The sequence below is a fragment of the Pseudomonas sp. 1928-m genome (genome assembly GCF_029269135.1).
Taxonomy (GTDB): Bacteria; Pseudomonadota; Gammaproteobacteria; order Pseudomonadales; family Pseudomonadaceae; genus Aquipseudomonas.
This window is the reverse complement of record NZ_JARIXO010000001.1, coordinates 1,700,712-1,716,039: the sequence shown is the minus strand read 5'-3', so window position 1 is coordinate 1,716,039 and position 15,328 is coordinate 1,700,712. Positions and strand designations below refer to the sequence as shown.

Below are 15,328 nucleotides of genomic sequence, written 5' to 3'. Positions count from 1 at the left end.
GACTTGAGCCTTGCCTCGCTACACTTTCGATCAACCTAAACACACAAAGTGCCCGATGCGTAGTAATGCGCCTTGGGCCAGGGCCCGACGCTGCGTTAACATAGTCGGCTTTTTCACGCGGGAGACAAGCATGGCGCAGTATGAACCGGGGCAACGCTGGATCAGTGACAGCGAAGCGGAGCTGGGTTTGGGAACCGTTCTGATGCAGGACGGCCGCATGCTCACCGTGCTCTACCCGGCCACCGGCGAAACTCGCCAGTACGCCCTGCGCAATGCGCCCTTGACCCGCGTGCGCTTCTCGCCGGGCGATGAAATCACCCATTTCGAAGGCTGGAAGCTGACCGTGCAGGAAGTCGACGACGTCGACGGCCTGCTGGTCTATCACGGCCTCAATGCCCAGCATGAAAGCGTCACCCTGCCGGAAACCCAGCTGTCGAACTTTATCCAGTTCCGCCTGGCCAGTGATCGCCTGTTTGCCGGGCAGATCGACCCGCTGCCTTGGTTCGCCCTGCGCTACCACACCCTCGATTACACCAGCCGCCAGTTGCAATCCAGCCTATGGGGCCTGGGCGGCGTGCGTGCACAGCCAATTGCGCATCAGCTGCATATCGCCCGCGAAGTCGCCGACCGCATCGCCCCGCGCGTATTGCTGGCCGACGAAGTGGGCCTGGGCAAGACCATCGAAGCCGGCCTGGTGATTCACCGTCAGCTACTCTCCGGGCGCGCCAACCGCGTGCTGATCCTGGTACCGGAAAATCTTCAGCACCAGTGGCTGGTGGAAATGCGCCGGCGCTTCAACCTGGACGTGGCGCTGTTCGATGAAGAGCGCTTTATTGAAAGCGACGCCAGTAACCCGTTCGAAGACTGCCAGCTGGCCTTGGTCGCCCTGGAATGGCTGTGCGACGACGAAAAGGCCCAGGACGCGCTGTTTGCTGCCGGCTGGGACTTGATGGTGGTCGACGAAGCGCACCACCTGGTTTGGCACCCGGAACACGCTAGCCGCGAGTACGCCCTGGTCGAACAGCTGGCTCAGGTCATCCCGGGCGTGCTGCTGCTCACCGCGACCCCGGAACAGCTCGGTCAGGACAGCCACTTTGCCCGCCTGCGCCTGCTCGACCCGAACCGCTTCCATGATCTGGCCGCCTTCCGCGCCGAAAGTGAGCACTACAAGCCGATTGCCGAAGCCGTGCAGGAACTGCTCGACCAGGGGCGCCTGTCGGATGCCGCGCACAAGACCATTCACGATTTCCTCGGCGCCGGAGGCGAAGAGCTGCTGGCTGCGGTCAACGCCGGAGACAGCGAAGCCTCGGCGCGCCTGGTGCGCGAGCTGCTGGATCGCCATGGCACCGGTCGCCTGTTGTTCCGTAACACCCGCGCCGCCGTGCAGGGTTTCCCGGATCGCGAGCTGCACCCCTACCCGTTGGCCAGCCCCGATGAATATATGGAGCTGCCGATTGGCGAGCACGCTGACCTGTACCCGGAAGTCAGCTACCAGGCGCAGCCGGATGTCGATGAAGAGCAGCGCTGGTGGAAATTCGACCCGCGCGTCGAATGGCTGATCGACACCCTGAAGATGCTCAAGAAGTTCAAGGTGCTGGTGATCTGCGCCCACGCCGAAACAGCCATGGATCTGGAAGACGCCCTGCGCGTGCGCAAAGGCATCCCGGCCACCGTATTCCACGAAGGCATGAGCATCCTTGAGCGTGACCGCGCGGCAGCCTACTTCGCTGATGAAGAGTTCGGCGCCCAAGTGCTGATCTGCTCGGAAATTGGCTCGGAAGGTCGTAACTTCCAGTTTGCCCACCACCTGGTGCTGTTCGATCTGCCGGCCCACCCGGACCTGCTTGAGCAGCGCATCGGCCGTCTCGACCGTATCGGTCAGAAGCACCGCATCCAGTTGCACGTGCCGTACCTGGAAAACAGTCCGCAGGAACGCCTATTCCAGTGGTATCACCTGGCGCTGAACGCCTTCCTCGCCACCTGCCCGACCGGCAACGCCCTGCAACATCAGTTTGGCAGCCGTTTGCTGCCGCTGCTGGAAAGCGGCGATGACGGCGAGTGGCAGGCCCTGGTCGACGAAGCCAAGACCGAGCGTCTGCGTTTAGAAGGCGAGTTGCACGCCGGCCGCGACCGCTTGCTGGAACTCAACTCCGGCGGTGCCGGTGAAGGCGAAGCGCTGGTCGAGGCGATTCTGGAACAGGACGACCAGTTCGCCCTGCCGATCTATATGGAGCAGCTGTTCGACGCCTTTGGCATCGACAGCGAAGACCATTCCGATAACGCGCTGATCCTGCGTCCCAGCGAAAAGATGCTGGATGCTAGCTTCCCACTGGGTGACGACGAAGGCGTGACCATCACCTACGACCGCGATCTAGCCCTGGCCCGCGAGGACATGCAGTTCCTCACCTGGGAACACCCCATGGTGCAAGGCGGCATGGACCTGGTGCGTTCCGGTTCGATGGGCAATACCGGTGTCGCGCTGATCAAGAACAAGGCGCTGAAACCCGGCACCGTGCTGCTGGAACTGCTGTATGTCAGCGAAGTGGTCGCCCCGCGCGCCCTGCAACTGGGCCGCTACCTGCCGCCGATCGCCCTGCGCTGCCTGCTCGATGCCAACGGCAACGACCTGGCGGCCAAGGTCTCGTTCGAGAAGCTCAACGAGCAGCTGGAAACCGTGCCGCGCGCCAGCGCCAACAAGTTTGTTCAGGCCCAGCGCGACAGCCTCAACCCGCTGATCAACGCCGGCGAAGGCAAGGTGGCGCCACGCCATAGCGAACGCGTCGACGAAGCCAAGCGCCGCCTGGCCGCTGAAACCGACGAGGAACTGGCGCGCCTGATCGCCCTGCAAGCGGTCAACCCGAGCGTGCGCGACAGCGAACTCAACGCCCTGCGCCAACTGCGCGAGCAAGGCCTGGCCATGCTCGATAAAGCGGCGTTGCGACTCGAAGCCATTCGCGTGCTGGTCGCCGGCTAAGCGTTGCAAATGAGATAAGCAGTAGCCCGGATGAAATCCGGGAATGCTTGACGCGTTATCTCCCGGATTACATCCGGGCTACTGGAGCAAAGTTGCCATCCTCGGGGGCTGCTAGAGTCAGAAGCATCACTTCTGTCACTCCAGCCCACAGGAGCTCACAGTGCCTGCACGCGCCGCCTCGCGCCGGTTTCGCCACAGCCTCGGCGGGCTCTGCCTGCTGGCGCTGCTTCTGCTTCCCCTGCTGCATCTGTGGCCCGCGCTAAACGGGTTAAACAACGCCCATCTCGACTGGCTGATCCGCCAGCGCGCCGCCGAACAGACGCCCGACCCGCGCCTGCTGCTGATTGATATCGACGACCTGAGCCTGCAAGTGCTGGCTGGTGAAGCCGGTAAATGGCCATGGCCGCGCTCGCTGCATGGCGAACTGCTGGAGTACCTGCTCAGCCAACAGCCCAAGGCTGTAGCCTTCGACATCCTGTTCAGCGAGCCCGACCAGTTCAACCCGGACGCCGACAGCTATTTTGCCGAAGTGCTGCAACGCAGCGCCAACACCTACCTCGCCGCTCTGGTCCAGCAAGCCGACGAAGGCAGCCAGCCGCCACTGCTGCGCGACTATCCCGCCTCCACCTGGCAAGCCCCTGGGCAACGCGGCGCCGACGATCAGCGCGGCTTGTTGCTACTGCCCAACGCGTTCCCCAGCGAGCTGTGGCGCCTGGGTAGCATCAACTTTCGCCCGGATGCCGACGGCATCGGTCGGCGCTATGAGCTGTACCGCAGCTTTGCCGACTGGCGCCTGCCCAGCATGCCCGCGCGTATCGTGCATGACCTGACCGGCAGCTTGCCGCAGCAACAGAACCTGCTGCTGGACTGGCCCGGCACCAGCCGCCTGCCCTACCCACGCCTGCCTTATGCCGCGGTGCTGGCAGCGGCGCGCAACCAGGGCGAGCCGCTGGCAGCCGAGCTGTTCAAGGACCGCATCATCGTTATCGGTACAACAGCCGCCGGCCTGCACGACCTGCGCCCCACCCCGCTGGACACTCTTTATCCGGCACCATTTATCCTGATGACGGCCATCGACAACCTGCTCAACAACAGCCAGTTGCGTGAAGCGGACAGCTGGCTGGAGTTGCTCGGCCCGCTGCTGCTATTGCTCGGCCTGAGCCTTTTGCTGTTGCGCGAACAGCTGCCGGCGGCCTTTGCCCTGTGCCTGTTCGGCAGCCTGGCGCTGTTTGCCGGCAGCTACTGGCTGGCGTTGCGCGGCATGCTGCTTGGCGTGCTACCGGGGCTGATCTGCCTGTGGCTGTTGCTGGCCGCCGCACTGGCGTTGTTCTACCTACGCCGGCGCCAGCAATTGCAGGACACCATTCGCCTATTCAGCCGTTTTATGGACCCCGTGGTGGTCAACCAACTGGTGTCGCGTGACGACCCGGAAGCCCTGCTGGCGAGCAAGGAGTGCCAGCTGACTGTGCTGTTTTCCGATATCCGCAGCTTCACCACGCTCTCCGAGCAGCACACCCCAAGCGAAATCGTGCACCTGCTCGAAGGCTATTTCAGCAGTCAGGTGGAGGTGCTGTTCAAACACCAGGCGACCCTCGACAAGTTTATCGGCGACGCCATCATGGCCTTCTGGGGTGCGCCGCTGGACAACCCGCAGCAAGCCGACCAAGCCATTCTGGCGGCCATGGAAATGCTCGATAACCTCGACGCCTTTCGCCGCGACTACAACTGCCCGGATTTCGACATCGGCATCGGCCTGCACACGGGACCAGCGGTCGTCGGCCTGGTCGGCGCAAAGCAGCGCTATGACTACACTGCAATAGGCGACACGGTGAACCTGGCCAGCCGCATCGAAGGGCTGACCAAGGGCCGTGCCCATCTGCTGATTTCAGCCGCCACCCGTGAGTCCTGCACGCTCGATCTGGACTTCGTGCCCCAGGGCGAGCACCAGGTAAAAGGTCGCGCCGAAGCCGTAATGCTCTACGAACCGCGAAGGAGACATGATGAATAAAGGCCTCTGCAGTGCCCTTGCGGCGCTGATATTCAGCTTCTACGGCTTCTCGGCGCTGGCCGAAGTACGCCAGGCACAGACCCTCCAGGACAGCCCCCTGCGCGCAGAACCCAGCGCCTCGGCCGCCAGTGTCGGCCAGGTCGGCAAACAGGCGCAGGTACTGGTGCTGGAACGCCAGGGCGGCTGGTATCAGGTGGAAACCTCAAGCGGCCAGCGCGGCTGGCTGCCATTGCTCAGCCTGCGCTTCGCCAAGGATGCCCAAGCCAGCCGCAGCAATGACCTGGGCAGCCTGCTCAAGCTCGGCAACCAGGCCTCCCCCGCCAGCGGCGTGGCCACCGGGATTCGCGGCATCAGCGATGAAGAACTGCGCAGCGGCAGTGCCAACACCTCGGCCAGCGTACAGAGCCTGGATGCCTTCGCCGCCAGCCCGAGCGAGGCGCGCAGCTTCGCCCAGCAAGGCGGCCTGCGCAGCCAGAACCTGCCCTACGCCCGCTAACACGCCGAGAGGAGAGCGACATGCAAACAGCCACATTACTCAAGTGCGCCAGCCTGCTCGGCCTGATCGTCAGCCTCAGCGCATGCCAGGGTCTGGAAGGCGTGCAGATTCAAGGCGTCGACCTGGGCAAGCTGTCCAGCGCCGGCCAGCACCTGACCAACATGGGCCAGAAAAGCGTCGATGAAGAGCGGGTGATTGGGCAGAACACTGCCACCATCCTGCTAAGCAAGGCGGCGGTGCTGAACAACCCGCCGCTGCAGGCCTACGTCAACCGTGTCGGCCTGTGGGTCGCCCAGCACAGCGAGCGCCCCGACCTGCCCTGGCGTTTCGTCGTGCTCGACAGCCCGCAAGTGGCCGCCTACGCCGCCCCTGGCGGTTACGTGTTTATCACCAGCGGCATGCTGACGCGAATGAACAGCGAAGCCGAACTGGCCGGCGTGCTGGCCCATGAAGTGGCCCACGTGGTGCAGCAACATCACCTCAAGGCCATTCAGCAGCAGGCGCAAACCGGTTTGCTGACTGACCTCGCCACCCTCGCCGTGCAAGCCGGCGCCGCCGACAAAGGTGGCAGCAAAGCCGGCGAACTGACCGACCGTTTTAGCCGCAGCGTCAGCGACCTCTACAGCCGCGGCCTGGACCGTGGCGATGAATACGAAGCCGATGCCATGGGCGCGGTAATCGCCACCCGCGCCGGCTATGACGCCTACGGCCTGGCCGGTGTGCTGCAGACCCTCGGCACCACCCGGCAGAACGACGCGGCGCTAAGCAGCTTTCTCAAGGTGCACCCAGGCATCGACGACCGCCTGCAACGCCTGCAGCCGGTCTATCTGTATATCGAGAAGACCGCCAGCGGCCCGACCCAGAGCCTGGATGCCCGCTATCAGCAGGCGCTTAGAAGCAAACGGTAGAGGCAGACAGCCATTTCAGAACCTGTTTTGGATCTCGCGAGCTAAAGCGAGACAAGGCGCTACGTTAGTAACAGCCTTCGGCTGGTCAAGGCAGGCGAGGAAGCGGACTGGGCTCGCACGCGAGTTTACTGTTGTGAACGAGCATTACTCGTTTCACTCGCCTTTCGGGCCGCGCTAAAGCGCGTTAGCCACAAGTGGCTTGCCGAGCCTGTTTTTAACGCAGTATCGCCGACGCGCAGCAGATCCAAAGCAGGTTCTCAATGCGAGTGGGGATGTTCAAGGTTGCACGACGGCTCGTAATCACACACATGATGGCTAAACGGTGCAGTGGTGTGCGAGCCCGGCGCACCCGTGACCTGGAAGCAGCGGCTGGCGATAAACAGCTGCACCAGCTCGGCGTCGAGCAAACCGCTCTGCGCCTCGCTCTTGAGAATATCCAGCGCCCGTTCCAGCGGCATTGCCGGTTTGTAGGGGCGATCTGCCGCAGTCAAAGCATCGTAGATATCGCAGATGGTCATGATCCGCGAAGCGCAGGGAATCGCATCGCCGATCAGGCCTTTGGGATAGCCGCTGCCATCGAGTTTTTCATGGTGTGCGCCGGCGATATGCGGCACGCCCTGTAGGTCCGGCGTCCAGGGGATCAGGCTGAGAAACTGCTGGGTGTGCACCACATGCCGCTCGATTTCTTCGCGCTCGGCCGTGGTCAGGCTGCCTTTGCGCACCGCCAGGGCGCTGAATTCGCCCTCGCTGAGCAGGCTGACCAGGCAATTGCCGGGCGCCTTGACCAACTCGCCCTGCACTTCCTGCAGGTGCTGAAAATCGCCCTCACTGAGCATGCTCGGCTCGTTGGCCTGAACGATATTGTTCAGGTAGCGCTCAAGGCGTTCGCATTCATAGGCCAGCTCGGCGTCCAGCTGCAGGCGCCGCTCATCACTCAAGCCACCTTGATGCCGATAGGCATGCAGCATCTTGCGCAGAGTCTGGTTGCGCAGGTTTTCCTGGGCCAGAGCGACGCGATATCGCAGGTTTTCCAGTACTTGTTCGGGAAGCTTCTTGGCCTTGACCAGCACATGCTCGCGCACCCCGACCTTACCGAAATCATGCAGCAGCGCGGCGTAGCGCAGCTCGCGCAGGCCATCGCTGCTAAGTGCCTGCTCACGCAAGCGGGCCTCCGGCGCATGGGGCAACTGATTGGCCAGGGTCAGGCACAGCTCGGCGACCCGGAAGGAGTGGCCGCTGGTAGTCGGGTCGCGCTGTTCGATGGCAAACACCGAGGCCTGCACGAAGCCGTCGAACAACCGGCTGATGTCATCCAGCAGCTGGCGATTCTCAATGGCCACAGCTGCCTGGCTGGCCAGTGCACGCAATGACACGGCGGTTTCTTCGTCGAAGGCAATCAGCTCAGGTTCCAGCTGCTCGCTGCCTTTACGCTGGCAGTTGATAAATTCCAGCACGCCGACCACTTCATGGCGATGGTTGCGCATGGGAATCGCCAGGATCGACATGGTGCGATAGCCCATCTGCAGGTCGAAGGAGCGGTTGAAGCGGTACGGCGCATCGGCGGTAATCGCATACACGTCTTCGATATTCAGCTCGGTACTGGTCAGCGCCACGTAGCCGGCAATCGAGGCCTTGCTCAGCGGCATGCGCTGGTCCTGAAAGCTGTTCTGGCTGAGCGTGCCATTCTGCGTCAGCTTGAAGATCAGCTGCGCTGGCGCATCGGGGCGGCGGCTGACCAGAAACAGTGAGGCGGCGTCGCTGTTGGACAAACGCCGCCCTTCGATAAGGATTTTTTCCAGCAAACGGTCCAGATCACGCTCGGCCGACAACGCCAGACCTACGTCCACCAGTTTGCTCAGGTCATCATGCTTGCCCGCCAGGGCGGCGGCCAGTTGCTCGGTCTGATGGCGCAGGCTGTACTGCTCGCCGGCAAAACGCAGCAGCGCCGACAATTCCTCGGCACTGGCATGCGGCGGTAATGGCAGGACGCCAGGCTGATCCATGCAACCCACCAGAATCGCGCCACACTCCAACCAATCGGCCAAGGGCCGCAGTGCCAGAAGGTGTTCGTCAAGCAGCACCAGCGCCAGTTCATCCGGCAGCTCGTCAGGCGCGTCAATCGCCTGCAAGCTCAGCGGACACTGGGCCAATACGTTGCACAGGGGATGCGCGCCAAGCGCATTGCTGTGGCCCAGCACAAGGCGGGAAGTGCCCATGGTGGTTGTCCTCAGTCGCAGTTGCGTGACAGCAGTGCGACTGAGTATTGCACAGGATTTAGCCGCTGCCCGGCCGTCCGGCGCATGCCGGATAACCTGACGAAATGGCTTAGCTAGCGGGCTGCAGCTGCATGCCTTGCTGCATTTTCGCGGCATCGGCGACGAAACAGCGTGAAGCTTGCAGCAGTGCCAGCATGGTCAGCAGCAAGGCCACCGGAATCAGGTACATGGCGTTGTGCAGGCCAACGGCCTTGAAGGTCTCGTTCATTTCACTGGCCCCGGCCGCGAGCATCGCCGCATGGGAGTAGTGATCCGAGAGCATGCCCACCGCCAATGGGCCAAGGCCGCCGCCGAGCAGGTACAGGCCGGCGAAGAACAGCGCCATGGCGGTGGCACGCAGACGCGGTTCGATCACATCCTGAATCGCGGTATAGACGCAGGTGTAAAAATTGTAGGCAAACAGCCAGCCAATGCTGAACAGCGCCACAAACACAGCGATTTCAATCCGTCCGGCCAGCAGGGCGTAGCCCGTGGCCACGGAGGCAATCAGCATGCTCAGGGCGGCAAACAGCAGGCGCCCGGTCTGCCAGCGCTGGTGGATCTTGTCCGCCAGCCAACCGCCCAGGGTCAGGCCAACCAGGCCGGTCAAGCCGACGATTACCCCGGTGGCCATCGCCGCCTGCTCCAGCGGCATCAGGAAGTAGCGTTGCAGCATCGGCACCATAAACGAGTTGCAGGCATAGGTGGCGAAGTTGAAGGCCAGGCCGGCCATCACCAACCACCAGAAAGTGCGGATCGCCAGCACCTTGCGCAGCGGTTTTTCCACCGGGGTGGTGCGCGACTGCACCAGTTCGGCCGCACCGCGCTTGGGTTCTTTGATAAAGAACATAAACAGCGCGAGGATCAGCCCCGGCACCGCCGCGATAAAGAACGGTGCGCGCCAGCTGTCGAAGGCCTTGACCATCGCACCGATGGTGAAGAAGGCCAGCAGCAGGCCAATCGGCAGGCCGAGCATAAAGATGCCCATGGCCCGCGCACGCTTGTGTGCCGGGAACAGATCGCCAATCAGCGAGTTGGCTGCCGGCGCGTAGCTGGCCTCACCAATGCCGACGCCCATGCGAATCAGCAAAAAGCTCCAGAAGTTCCAGGCCAGGCCGTTGACCGCGGTCAGGCCGCTCCAGGCTGCCAGGCCCCAGCCCATGATCTTGCGTCGCGCGCCAGTATCGGCCATGCGCCCCAGCGGAATGCCGGCAATCGCATAAACGATGGTAAAGGCGGTACCGATCAAACCCAGCTGCAAGTCACTGAGGTTCCACTCCATGCGGATGGGCTCAATGATGATCGCCGGGATGGTGCGGTCGAAGAAGTTGAACAGGTTGGCGAGAAAAAGCAGGAACAGAATGCGCCAGGCATTCGCCGCTTGTAGGGACTGCTGCTGCATGGAATCCATCTCTATTTGTTGTTATCGAAGCAGGTCGGTGGCGCATGGCCAACCGCCGTATCCAGCATGTGCAGGCGCAATCTAGAGCCTTGCGACTATGCTGTCTGTGACTATTTGTTGCGTGTATGCCGGGTAATGGGCGTCCGGGCAAGCACCCAGGTCACAAAGCGCATCGGAAAAACTCCGGATATGCCTCAGTAAAACCAGGCGAAACAGCGAGATTTTTCATTTTTCATGCTACAAACAAGCTTGCTGAGTGAAATGTGGCCATTTGCCTCTCCACCCTCGTTAGCCGCCGGACTGTCTCTAAATGAAAACAAAAAAAGACGCTGTGACCACCCCCGCGACCGAAGCCACCCTGGCTGACCTGGCTGATACCCTGCTCGCCCCGCTCGAGCGCCCCTCCCCGCTCAAGCCCCCCATGCGGCTGGACAGCAGCGGCGAGCAATACATGTATTTCACCGAGCGCGACATTGATCGCATCCTCGATAACCTAGACGGCCTGCGCAGCCTGGTGTTCCCCCCAGCGCCGCAGGATGACGACAACGAACGGCGGGTGCAGCACTTCCCCTCCGTCTGCCTGATCGGCCTCGGCCGCTGCGGCTCGAACATCGCCCTGGATGTCGCTTCCCTGGTCTACAACGCCCGGCAGTTCTACCTGAGCGAATTCAACAACGAAGAAAAAACCGTTGCCGAACAGGATTTCCGCCCCACACGCTGGATTCGCAGCAACCTGTTGCGCGCGCCTAGCAAGGACAGCAAGCCGGTATTTCTGATCGAGCCGCTGGTGATGCTCGGCGACCTGGACAAGGACATCGAGGGGCGCATCCGCTTCTCGCGCAAAGGCGAAACCAGCGGCTTCCTCAGCGACTACAGCAAGATGAAGATCATGGACCTCTCCGAGGTGCATGCGGGCGGCGCCGGTAACGCGCCGATCCTCGGCCAATACCTGGCCAAGATCATCCTCAACAAGGACACCCAGCGTTTTACCAACGAAGACTGGAAGTTTATTCACAGCTACCTGATCGACTCCTGCGGCATCAAGGCCAACCAGTCGCGCCTGTACTTCTATATCTTCAGCGCCGGCGGCGGCACCGGCTCGGGCATGGCTTCGGAGTTCGGCCTGGCCCAGCAGTTCGCCTACATGAGCAAGACCTTCGACACCAAGAACTTCGACGAAAGCCCGGAGAACCGCGACCACAGCTTCGTCTTCGAGCCGATTTTCACCAGCGGTATCTGCATCCTGCCGAACATCTCCGACCAGCGCAGCGAGATGTCCGAGGCCCTGCATATCAACGCCGGCCGCCTGCTGTGCAAGTACCTCGCCGAGGAATGGGACTTCTCCTACAACTTCGATAATGAAGAGAACAGCGAAGAAAGCGTGATGCGCCGCATCCGCCCATGGAACGCGATGATGCTGATCTCCAACGACATCATGCGTTACGCCGAAGAAAGCGATGACGGCAATATCCAGAACATCGACGTCAACGCCATGGAGCGCCACGCCAACCAGTACATCTCACAGCAGATCTTCAACATCCTCACCGCCCAGGCGGTGACCACCGACTACGACCAGAACTACTTCCGCCGCGCCGGCATCGACATTGGCGAAACCATCCGCCTGGACGCCAACGACCTGTTTATGAGCCTGGCCGGCCCGGTGGCCGTGGCGTATGCCGAATCGGTGGTGCCTGAGCAAAGCGCCGCAGCGCTGGACAAGTTCCGCGTGCTGGACAAGGAGCCGTCGCGGCTGAATATCGACGACCTGTTCTTCCGCTCCATCGACCTGCCGCACTTCAACAAGGTCACCCAGGCCATTGAGGGCATCAGCCTGCTGCCCATAGAGTCCAAGCGTTATCGCGAAGCGCTGGATGAGTACAAGAAGTCCGACTACAACGCCGCCAAACTCAGCGACCTGCACTTCTTCAAGAACTGCTCCTCGGTGGTGTCGATCGTCTCGCTGCCGAAAGACTACAAGCTGTCCTATATGGACCTGAACCGGCTGAAGACCCACCTCAACAGCCTGTTCCCCAACACCACACTGAAGCGCTATGCCCTGGTGATCGGCGCCTCGGCTAACCTGTCGCTGACCACCCTGATCGCCAAAAGCCCGTGCCTGTCGGACGACTTCCTGACGCTGATCGTGGCCTTTATCAAGCGCTGCTTCGCCCGCGACCCGCACCGCTTCGATGAAAGCCTGGACAACGCCATTCTCGATTTCATCATGAGCGACGAGTTCGACGAAGTGCGGGTCGACGCCATGCTCAACGAATACGAAAACCCGGCGAAGATCCTCGACACCAACTGGTATGCGATCAAACCGATGTACGAGAAGAAGTACCGCGAGCTGATCCACGATCAGGACAAGTTCGTCTCGATCAACGACATCCGCCTGTCCCGTGAAAGCGTGAAAAAGGCGATCAAGTACCTGCGCGAGATCTACCGGCACCGAATCGGCAAGACCCGGGTTATCTCGCTCAACAAGTACGCCGAAGACAAGCCCGAGTAAGCCACTGCCAGCTGCAACCCGAGGTCAATCGGGTTGCAGCTGGCGCCTCAGACCCCGCGCCACTCACTCAGCCAGCCCAGGCTGGCCTGGGTGCCCGCCTCTCCTGGTCGGTATTCCGCCGCCAGCCAGCCCTGATAACCACTGTCACGCAAAGCCGTCAGCAGCGGCGCAAACTGCAGCTCGCCTGTGCCTGGCGCGCCGCGCCCAGGGTAATCGGCAAACTGCACATGGCCGATAAGCCCGGCCAACAAGGCGATACCGGCCGGCATATCCAGGCCCTGCCGCGCCATATGGTAGAGGTCGTACTGCGCAGTCAGATTGGGGTGGGCCACGGCTTTGAGTAGCGCATCCAGTTGCGTCGGGGTGTTGATCAGAAAGTCTGGCATATCCAGCGGGTTGATCGCCTCCACCACCACACCGATACCCAATAACTGAAAGGCCTCGGCGGTCTTGCGTAGGTTGTCGATCAAACAGGCCATTGCCTGTTCAGGCTCTACACCCTCGGCCAAGCGCCCCGGCAGCACATTGACCAGCGCTGGCCGCACCATGGCGGCATAGCTCAACGTCTGCTGCAGCGCGGCAGCAAACTCGCCCTGCCGCGCAGGCACGGCGGCCAGGCCGGCGCCGCCACTCATCAAGTCACCGGCTGGCAGGTTGATCAGGCGCAGCGGCATCCCGGCAGCGTCCAGCGCCTCTTTCAGGGCAATGGCCGGCAGCTCGTAGGGAAACTGGATTTCCACGCCATCAAAACCGGCAGCGGCGGCAGCCACTACCCGCTCACGTAGCGGTAACTCGGTAAACAACAACGACAGGTTGGCCGCGATCTTCATAGCTGTGACTCTTGAGACTGTGGCGCCCGGTACAGCTGCACCAGGGTCGCCGGGTCCCGCTCCTGATTGCCCTGGCTGCCATGCTGACGCATCAGTTGCGCGGCCAGGCCACTGAGCGGCGTGGCCGAGCCGACTTGCTGCGACAGTTTGACTGCCGTATCGAGATCCTTGAGCAGGGTGCGCACATGCCATTTGACCGGTTCAAACTGGCTCTCGGCCATCTGCGGCGCAAGAATCTGCAGCGGCTTGGAGTCGGCGAAACCGCCGGCCAGCGCTGGCGCGATCAGGCTGGCATCAACCCCGGCCTGCTCGGCCAGCGCCACCACTTCGGCGATTACCAAAGCGTTACAGGCGACGATCATCTGGTTGCACACCTTGGTTACCTGACCCGCGCCGACATCGCCCATACGCGTCAGGCGTTGCCCCAGATGGGCAAGAATCGGCCTAACCCGTTCGACATCCTCAACCCGGCCACCGGCCATGATCGCCAATGTTCCATTGGCCGCGCCCGGTGTACCGCCGGAGACCGGCGCATCGACCCAGTGCATGCCGCAGCGGGCGTGCAACTCAGCAGCCATATCGCGGGTAGCGGCCGGCTCCAGGCTGGAGAAATCCACCAGCAGTTGGCCAGGTTTGCCCGTTTCCACAATCCCGCCAGGGCCAAACACCACTTCGCGCACGACCTCGGTGTTGGCCAGGCAAAGCATGACGATATCGGCCTGAGCACAGAGCTGCGCCGGGCTGGCCACCGCTTGCGCACCCAACGCCTGCAGTGGCGCGCACTTATCAGGGGAGCGATTCCATACGCTCAGCGGATAGCCAGCGGCCAACAGGCGCTGGGTCATGGGCAGCCCCATCAGGCCAATACCAGCAAAGGCCAAAGCAGGAAGGGAGGTGGACATAGGCAGACTCCGACTCATTGATGGCCGCCATCTTAACCTAGCGGCAGCAGAACCTGTCCCGCCAGTCAACGCCCGAACGCCAGACCTACAGACCGTCTTTTTCCAGATGATCGAGATTGACCGGCTCGCCGCTGTGCGCGCCGAGCTTGGCGCGAATATCTTCGAACATCAGGTCGTACTCGGCATGGCTGCGCATGATCAGGCTGCTGTTGGTCGGCAGGCCATGCTTGTGTGCCAGGCGCGTGGCCACACTGGCGAAGTTGTAGGCGGTATCGCGGTGCAGCTCGAAGACCTCTTCAAACGCCTTGCCGTCCACCTGCCCTTGCATACGCATATGCAACATCGGGCCTTCGGTCGGGTCCTGGCGTACTTCGTAATGGAGGTCGACGCTGAACAGCGGCGCCTCGGCCGTGGCCAAGGTATTGGCGCGATGCAAATGTCCGGGTTGAAACATGCTGGCAGCTCCTGCAATCAGTCTGTGATGCTGCCAGCATAGTTACTCAGGATGGCCCACGGTGCACGCGCCAGATCAGTGCAGCGGCGCGCGCACAGTGCGTTCCTGCGCCAGCACCCAGGGCGCTACAACCACCGCCCACAGCTCTGGATCGCGGTTTAGCAGGTCTTCGGCGCGGCTGTCGTCAGCCTTGCTCAAGAGCCCGGCAGCCAGCCAGGCAGCGACTTTGTCCTGGTCGTTCTGCGCCACGGCCTGCGCCACTTCGATCAGATCCTGGGTGCCGTCGACCAGCAGCAAGGCGCCACGGGCGAAGAAAGGTTGCAGCTCCTGCCAGGTAATAGCTGCAGTTTCACCAAGCAGCTTGGCATAGAGGGTGCTAGGTTGTTCTGTCATGGATTGCCCTGTCATGGATGGCCGCTTTTTTAATCGGCCGCCATGATAGCGTCGCCCAGCCCGCTGGCAAATTCGCAACGCTGTTCGCGACGTTGCCAACGGCGATCAAGACACGCCGTTTTTCTATACGTTTATTGCGTTAAAGCGACACCCCAGGGTTTTGCCCCCAGCAAGCCGCTTTTCAAGCCGCAAAGCCG

11 protein-coding genes are annotated in these 15,328 nt (G+C 62.1%); 5 read left to right on the top strand and 6 right to left on the bottom strand.

The window, feature by feature from the left end:
• Nucleotides 1–130: 130 nt before the first annotated feature.
• The 4 genes from rapA (at nucleotide 131) to P3C18_RS07705 (ending at nucleotide 6,386) form a co-directional block, all read left to right on the top strand.
• Complete coding sequence (gene rapA / locus P3C18_RS07720) at nucleotides 131–2,974, top strand: RNA polymerase-associated protein RapA (protein ID WP_275961240.1); 2,844 nt, start codon at nucleotides 131–133, stop codon at nucleotides 2,972–2,974.
• 160 nt (nucleotides 2,975–3,134) lie between these two features.
• Nucleotides 3,135–4,982: an adenylate/guanylate cyclase domain-containing protein gene (locus P3C18_RS07715; RefSeq protein WP_275961239.1), complete on the top strand. Its 1,848-nt coding sequence runs from the start codon at nucleotides 3,135–3,137 to the stop codon at nucleotides 4,980–4,982.
• Entirely contained in the window at nucleotides 4,975–5,478 is a 504-nt protein-coding gene (locus P3C18_RS07710; protein ID WP_275961238.1) for an SH3 domain-containing protein, read from the top strand. Before P3C18_RS07715 ends, P3C18_RS07710 begins: the two co-directional genes overlap by 8 nt.
• A gap of 20 nt (nucleotides 5,479–5,498) precedes the next feature.
• Nucleotides 5,499–6,386, top strand: coding sequence for a M48 family metalloprotease (locus P3C18_RS07705; RefSeq protein WP_275961237.1), 888 nt, complete (start codon nucleotides 5,499–5,501; stop codon nucleotides 6,384–6,386).
• A gap of 257 nt (nucleotides 6,387–6,643) precedes the next feature.
• On the opposite strand, the gene P3C18_RS07700 is transcribed toward P3C18_RS07705, so the two are convergent.
• Together P3C18_RS07700 and P3C18_RS07695 are read right to left on the bottom strand one after the other, a co-directional pair.
• Nucleotides 6,644–8,602, bottom strand: a complete 1,959-nt coding sequence (locus tag P3C18_RS07700) for an HD family phosphohydrolase (RefSeq protein ID WP_275961236.1) — start codon at nucleotides 8,600–8,602, stop codon at nucleotides 6,644–6,646.
• A 109-nt stretch (nucleotides 8,603–8,711) separates the two neighbouring features.
• Nucleotides 8,712–10,043, bottom strand: a complete 1,332-nt coding sequence (locus tag P3C18_RS07695) for an MFS transporter (protein ID WP_275961235.1) — start codon at nucleotides 10,041–10,043, stop codon at nucleotides 8,712–8,714.
• A gap of 421 nt (nucleotides 10,044–10,464) precedes the next feature.
• Here P3C18_RS07695 and P3C18_RS07690 point away from each other — a divergent pair, with 421 nt between their 5' ends.
• On the top strand, nucleotides 10,465–12,552 hold the full coding sequence (locus P3C18_RS07690) for a hypothetical protein (RefSeq protein ID WP_275961607.1): 2,088 nt from the start codon (nucleotides 10,465–10,467) through the stop codon (nucleotides 12,550–12,552).
• A gap of 47 nt (nucleotides 12,553–12,599) precedes the next feature.
• Here P3C18_RS07690 and P3C18_RS07685 read toward each other — a convergent pair whose 3' ends face one another.
• The 4 genes from P3C18_RS07685 to P3C18_RS07670 form a co-directional block, all read right to left on the bottom strand.
• Nucleotides 12,600–13,382: a TIM barrel protein gene (locus P3C18_RS07685; protein ID WP_275961234.1), complete on the bottom strand. Its 783-nt coding sequence runs from the start codon at nucleotides 13,380–13,382 to the stop codon at nucleotides 12,600–12,602.
• Nucleotides 13,379–14,284: an NAD(P)-dependent oxidoreductase gene (locus P3C18_RS07680; RefSeq protein ID WP_275961233.1), complete on the bottom strand. Its 906-nt coding sequence runs from the start codon at nucleotides 14,282–14,284 to the stop codon at nucleotides 13,379–13,381. Before P3C18_RS07680 ends, P3C18_RS07685 begins: the two co-directional genes overlap by 4 nt.
• 85 nt (nucleotides 14,285–14,369) lie before the next feature.
• Nucleotides 14,370–14,738 (bottom strand): DUF5064 family protein, encoded by a 369-nt coding sequence (locus P3C18_RS07675; RefSeq protein ID WP_275961232.1) that lies wholly within the window; start codon nucleotides 14,736–14,738, stop codon nucleotides 14,370–14,372.
• 75 nt (nucleotides 14,739–14,813) lie between these two features.
• Nucleotides 14,814–15,131 carry a DUF2288 domain-containing protein gene (locus P3C18_RS07670; protein WP_275961231.1) on the bottom strand — a complete coding sequence of 106 codons (318 nt, stop codon included), beginning with the start codon at nucleotides 15,129–15,131 and terminating at the stop codon, nucleotides 14,814–14,816.
• Between the last annotated feature and the right edge of the window lie 197 nt (nucleotides 15,132–15,328).

What these genes read in the sequence shown, in the direction of transcription:
- P3C18_RS07675 (WP_275961232.1), bottom strand. Translation starts at nt 14,738, where the DNA reads ATGTTTCAACCCGGACATTTGCATCGCGCCAATACCTTGGCCACGGCC.
- P3C18_RS07685 (WP_275961234.1), bottom strand. Translation starts at nt 13,382, where the DNA reads ATGAAGATCGCGGCCAACCTGTCGTTGTTGTTTACCGAGTTACCGCTA.
- P3C18_RS07690 (WP_275961607.1), top strand. Translation starts at nt 10,465, where the DNA reads ATGCGGCTGGACAGCAGCGGCGAGCAATACATGTATTTCACCGAGCGC.
- P3C18_RS07700 (WP_275961236.1), bottom strand. Translation starts at nt 8,602, where the DNA reads ATGGGCACTTCCCGCCTTGTGCTGGGCCACAGCAATGCGCTTGGCGCG.
- rapA (WP_275961240.1), top strand. Translation starts at nt 131, where the DNA reads ATGGCGCAGTATGAACCGGGGCAACGCTGGATCAGTGACAGCGAAGCG.
- P3C18_RS07695 (WP_275961235.1), bottom strand. Translation starts at nt 10,043, where the DNA reads ATGCAGCAGCAGTCCCTACAAGCGGCGAATGCCTGGCGCATTCTGTTC.
- P3C18_RS07670 (WP_275961231.1), bottom strand. Translation starts at nt 15,131, where the DNA reads ATGACAGAACAACCTAGCACCCTCTATGCCAAGCTGCTTGGTGAAACT.
- P3C18_RS07710 (WP_275961238.1), top strand. Translation starts at nt 4,975, where the DNA reads ATGAATAAAGGCCTCTGCAGTGCCCTTGCGGCGCTGATATTCAGCTTC.
- P3C18_RS07705 (WP_275961237.1), top strand. Translation starts at nt 5,499, where the DNA reads ATGCAAACAGCCACATTACTCAAGTGCGCCAGCCTGCTCGGCCTGATC.
- P3C18_RS07680 (WP_275961233.1), bottom strand. Translation starts at nt 14,284, where the DNA reads ATGTCCACCTCCCTTCCTGCTTTGGCCTTTGCTGGTATTGGCCTGATG.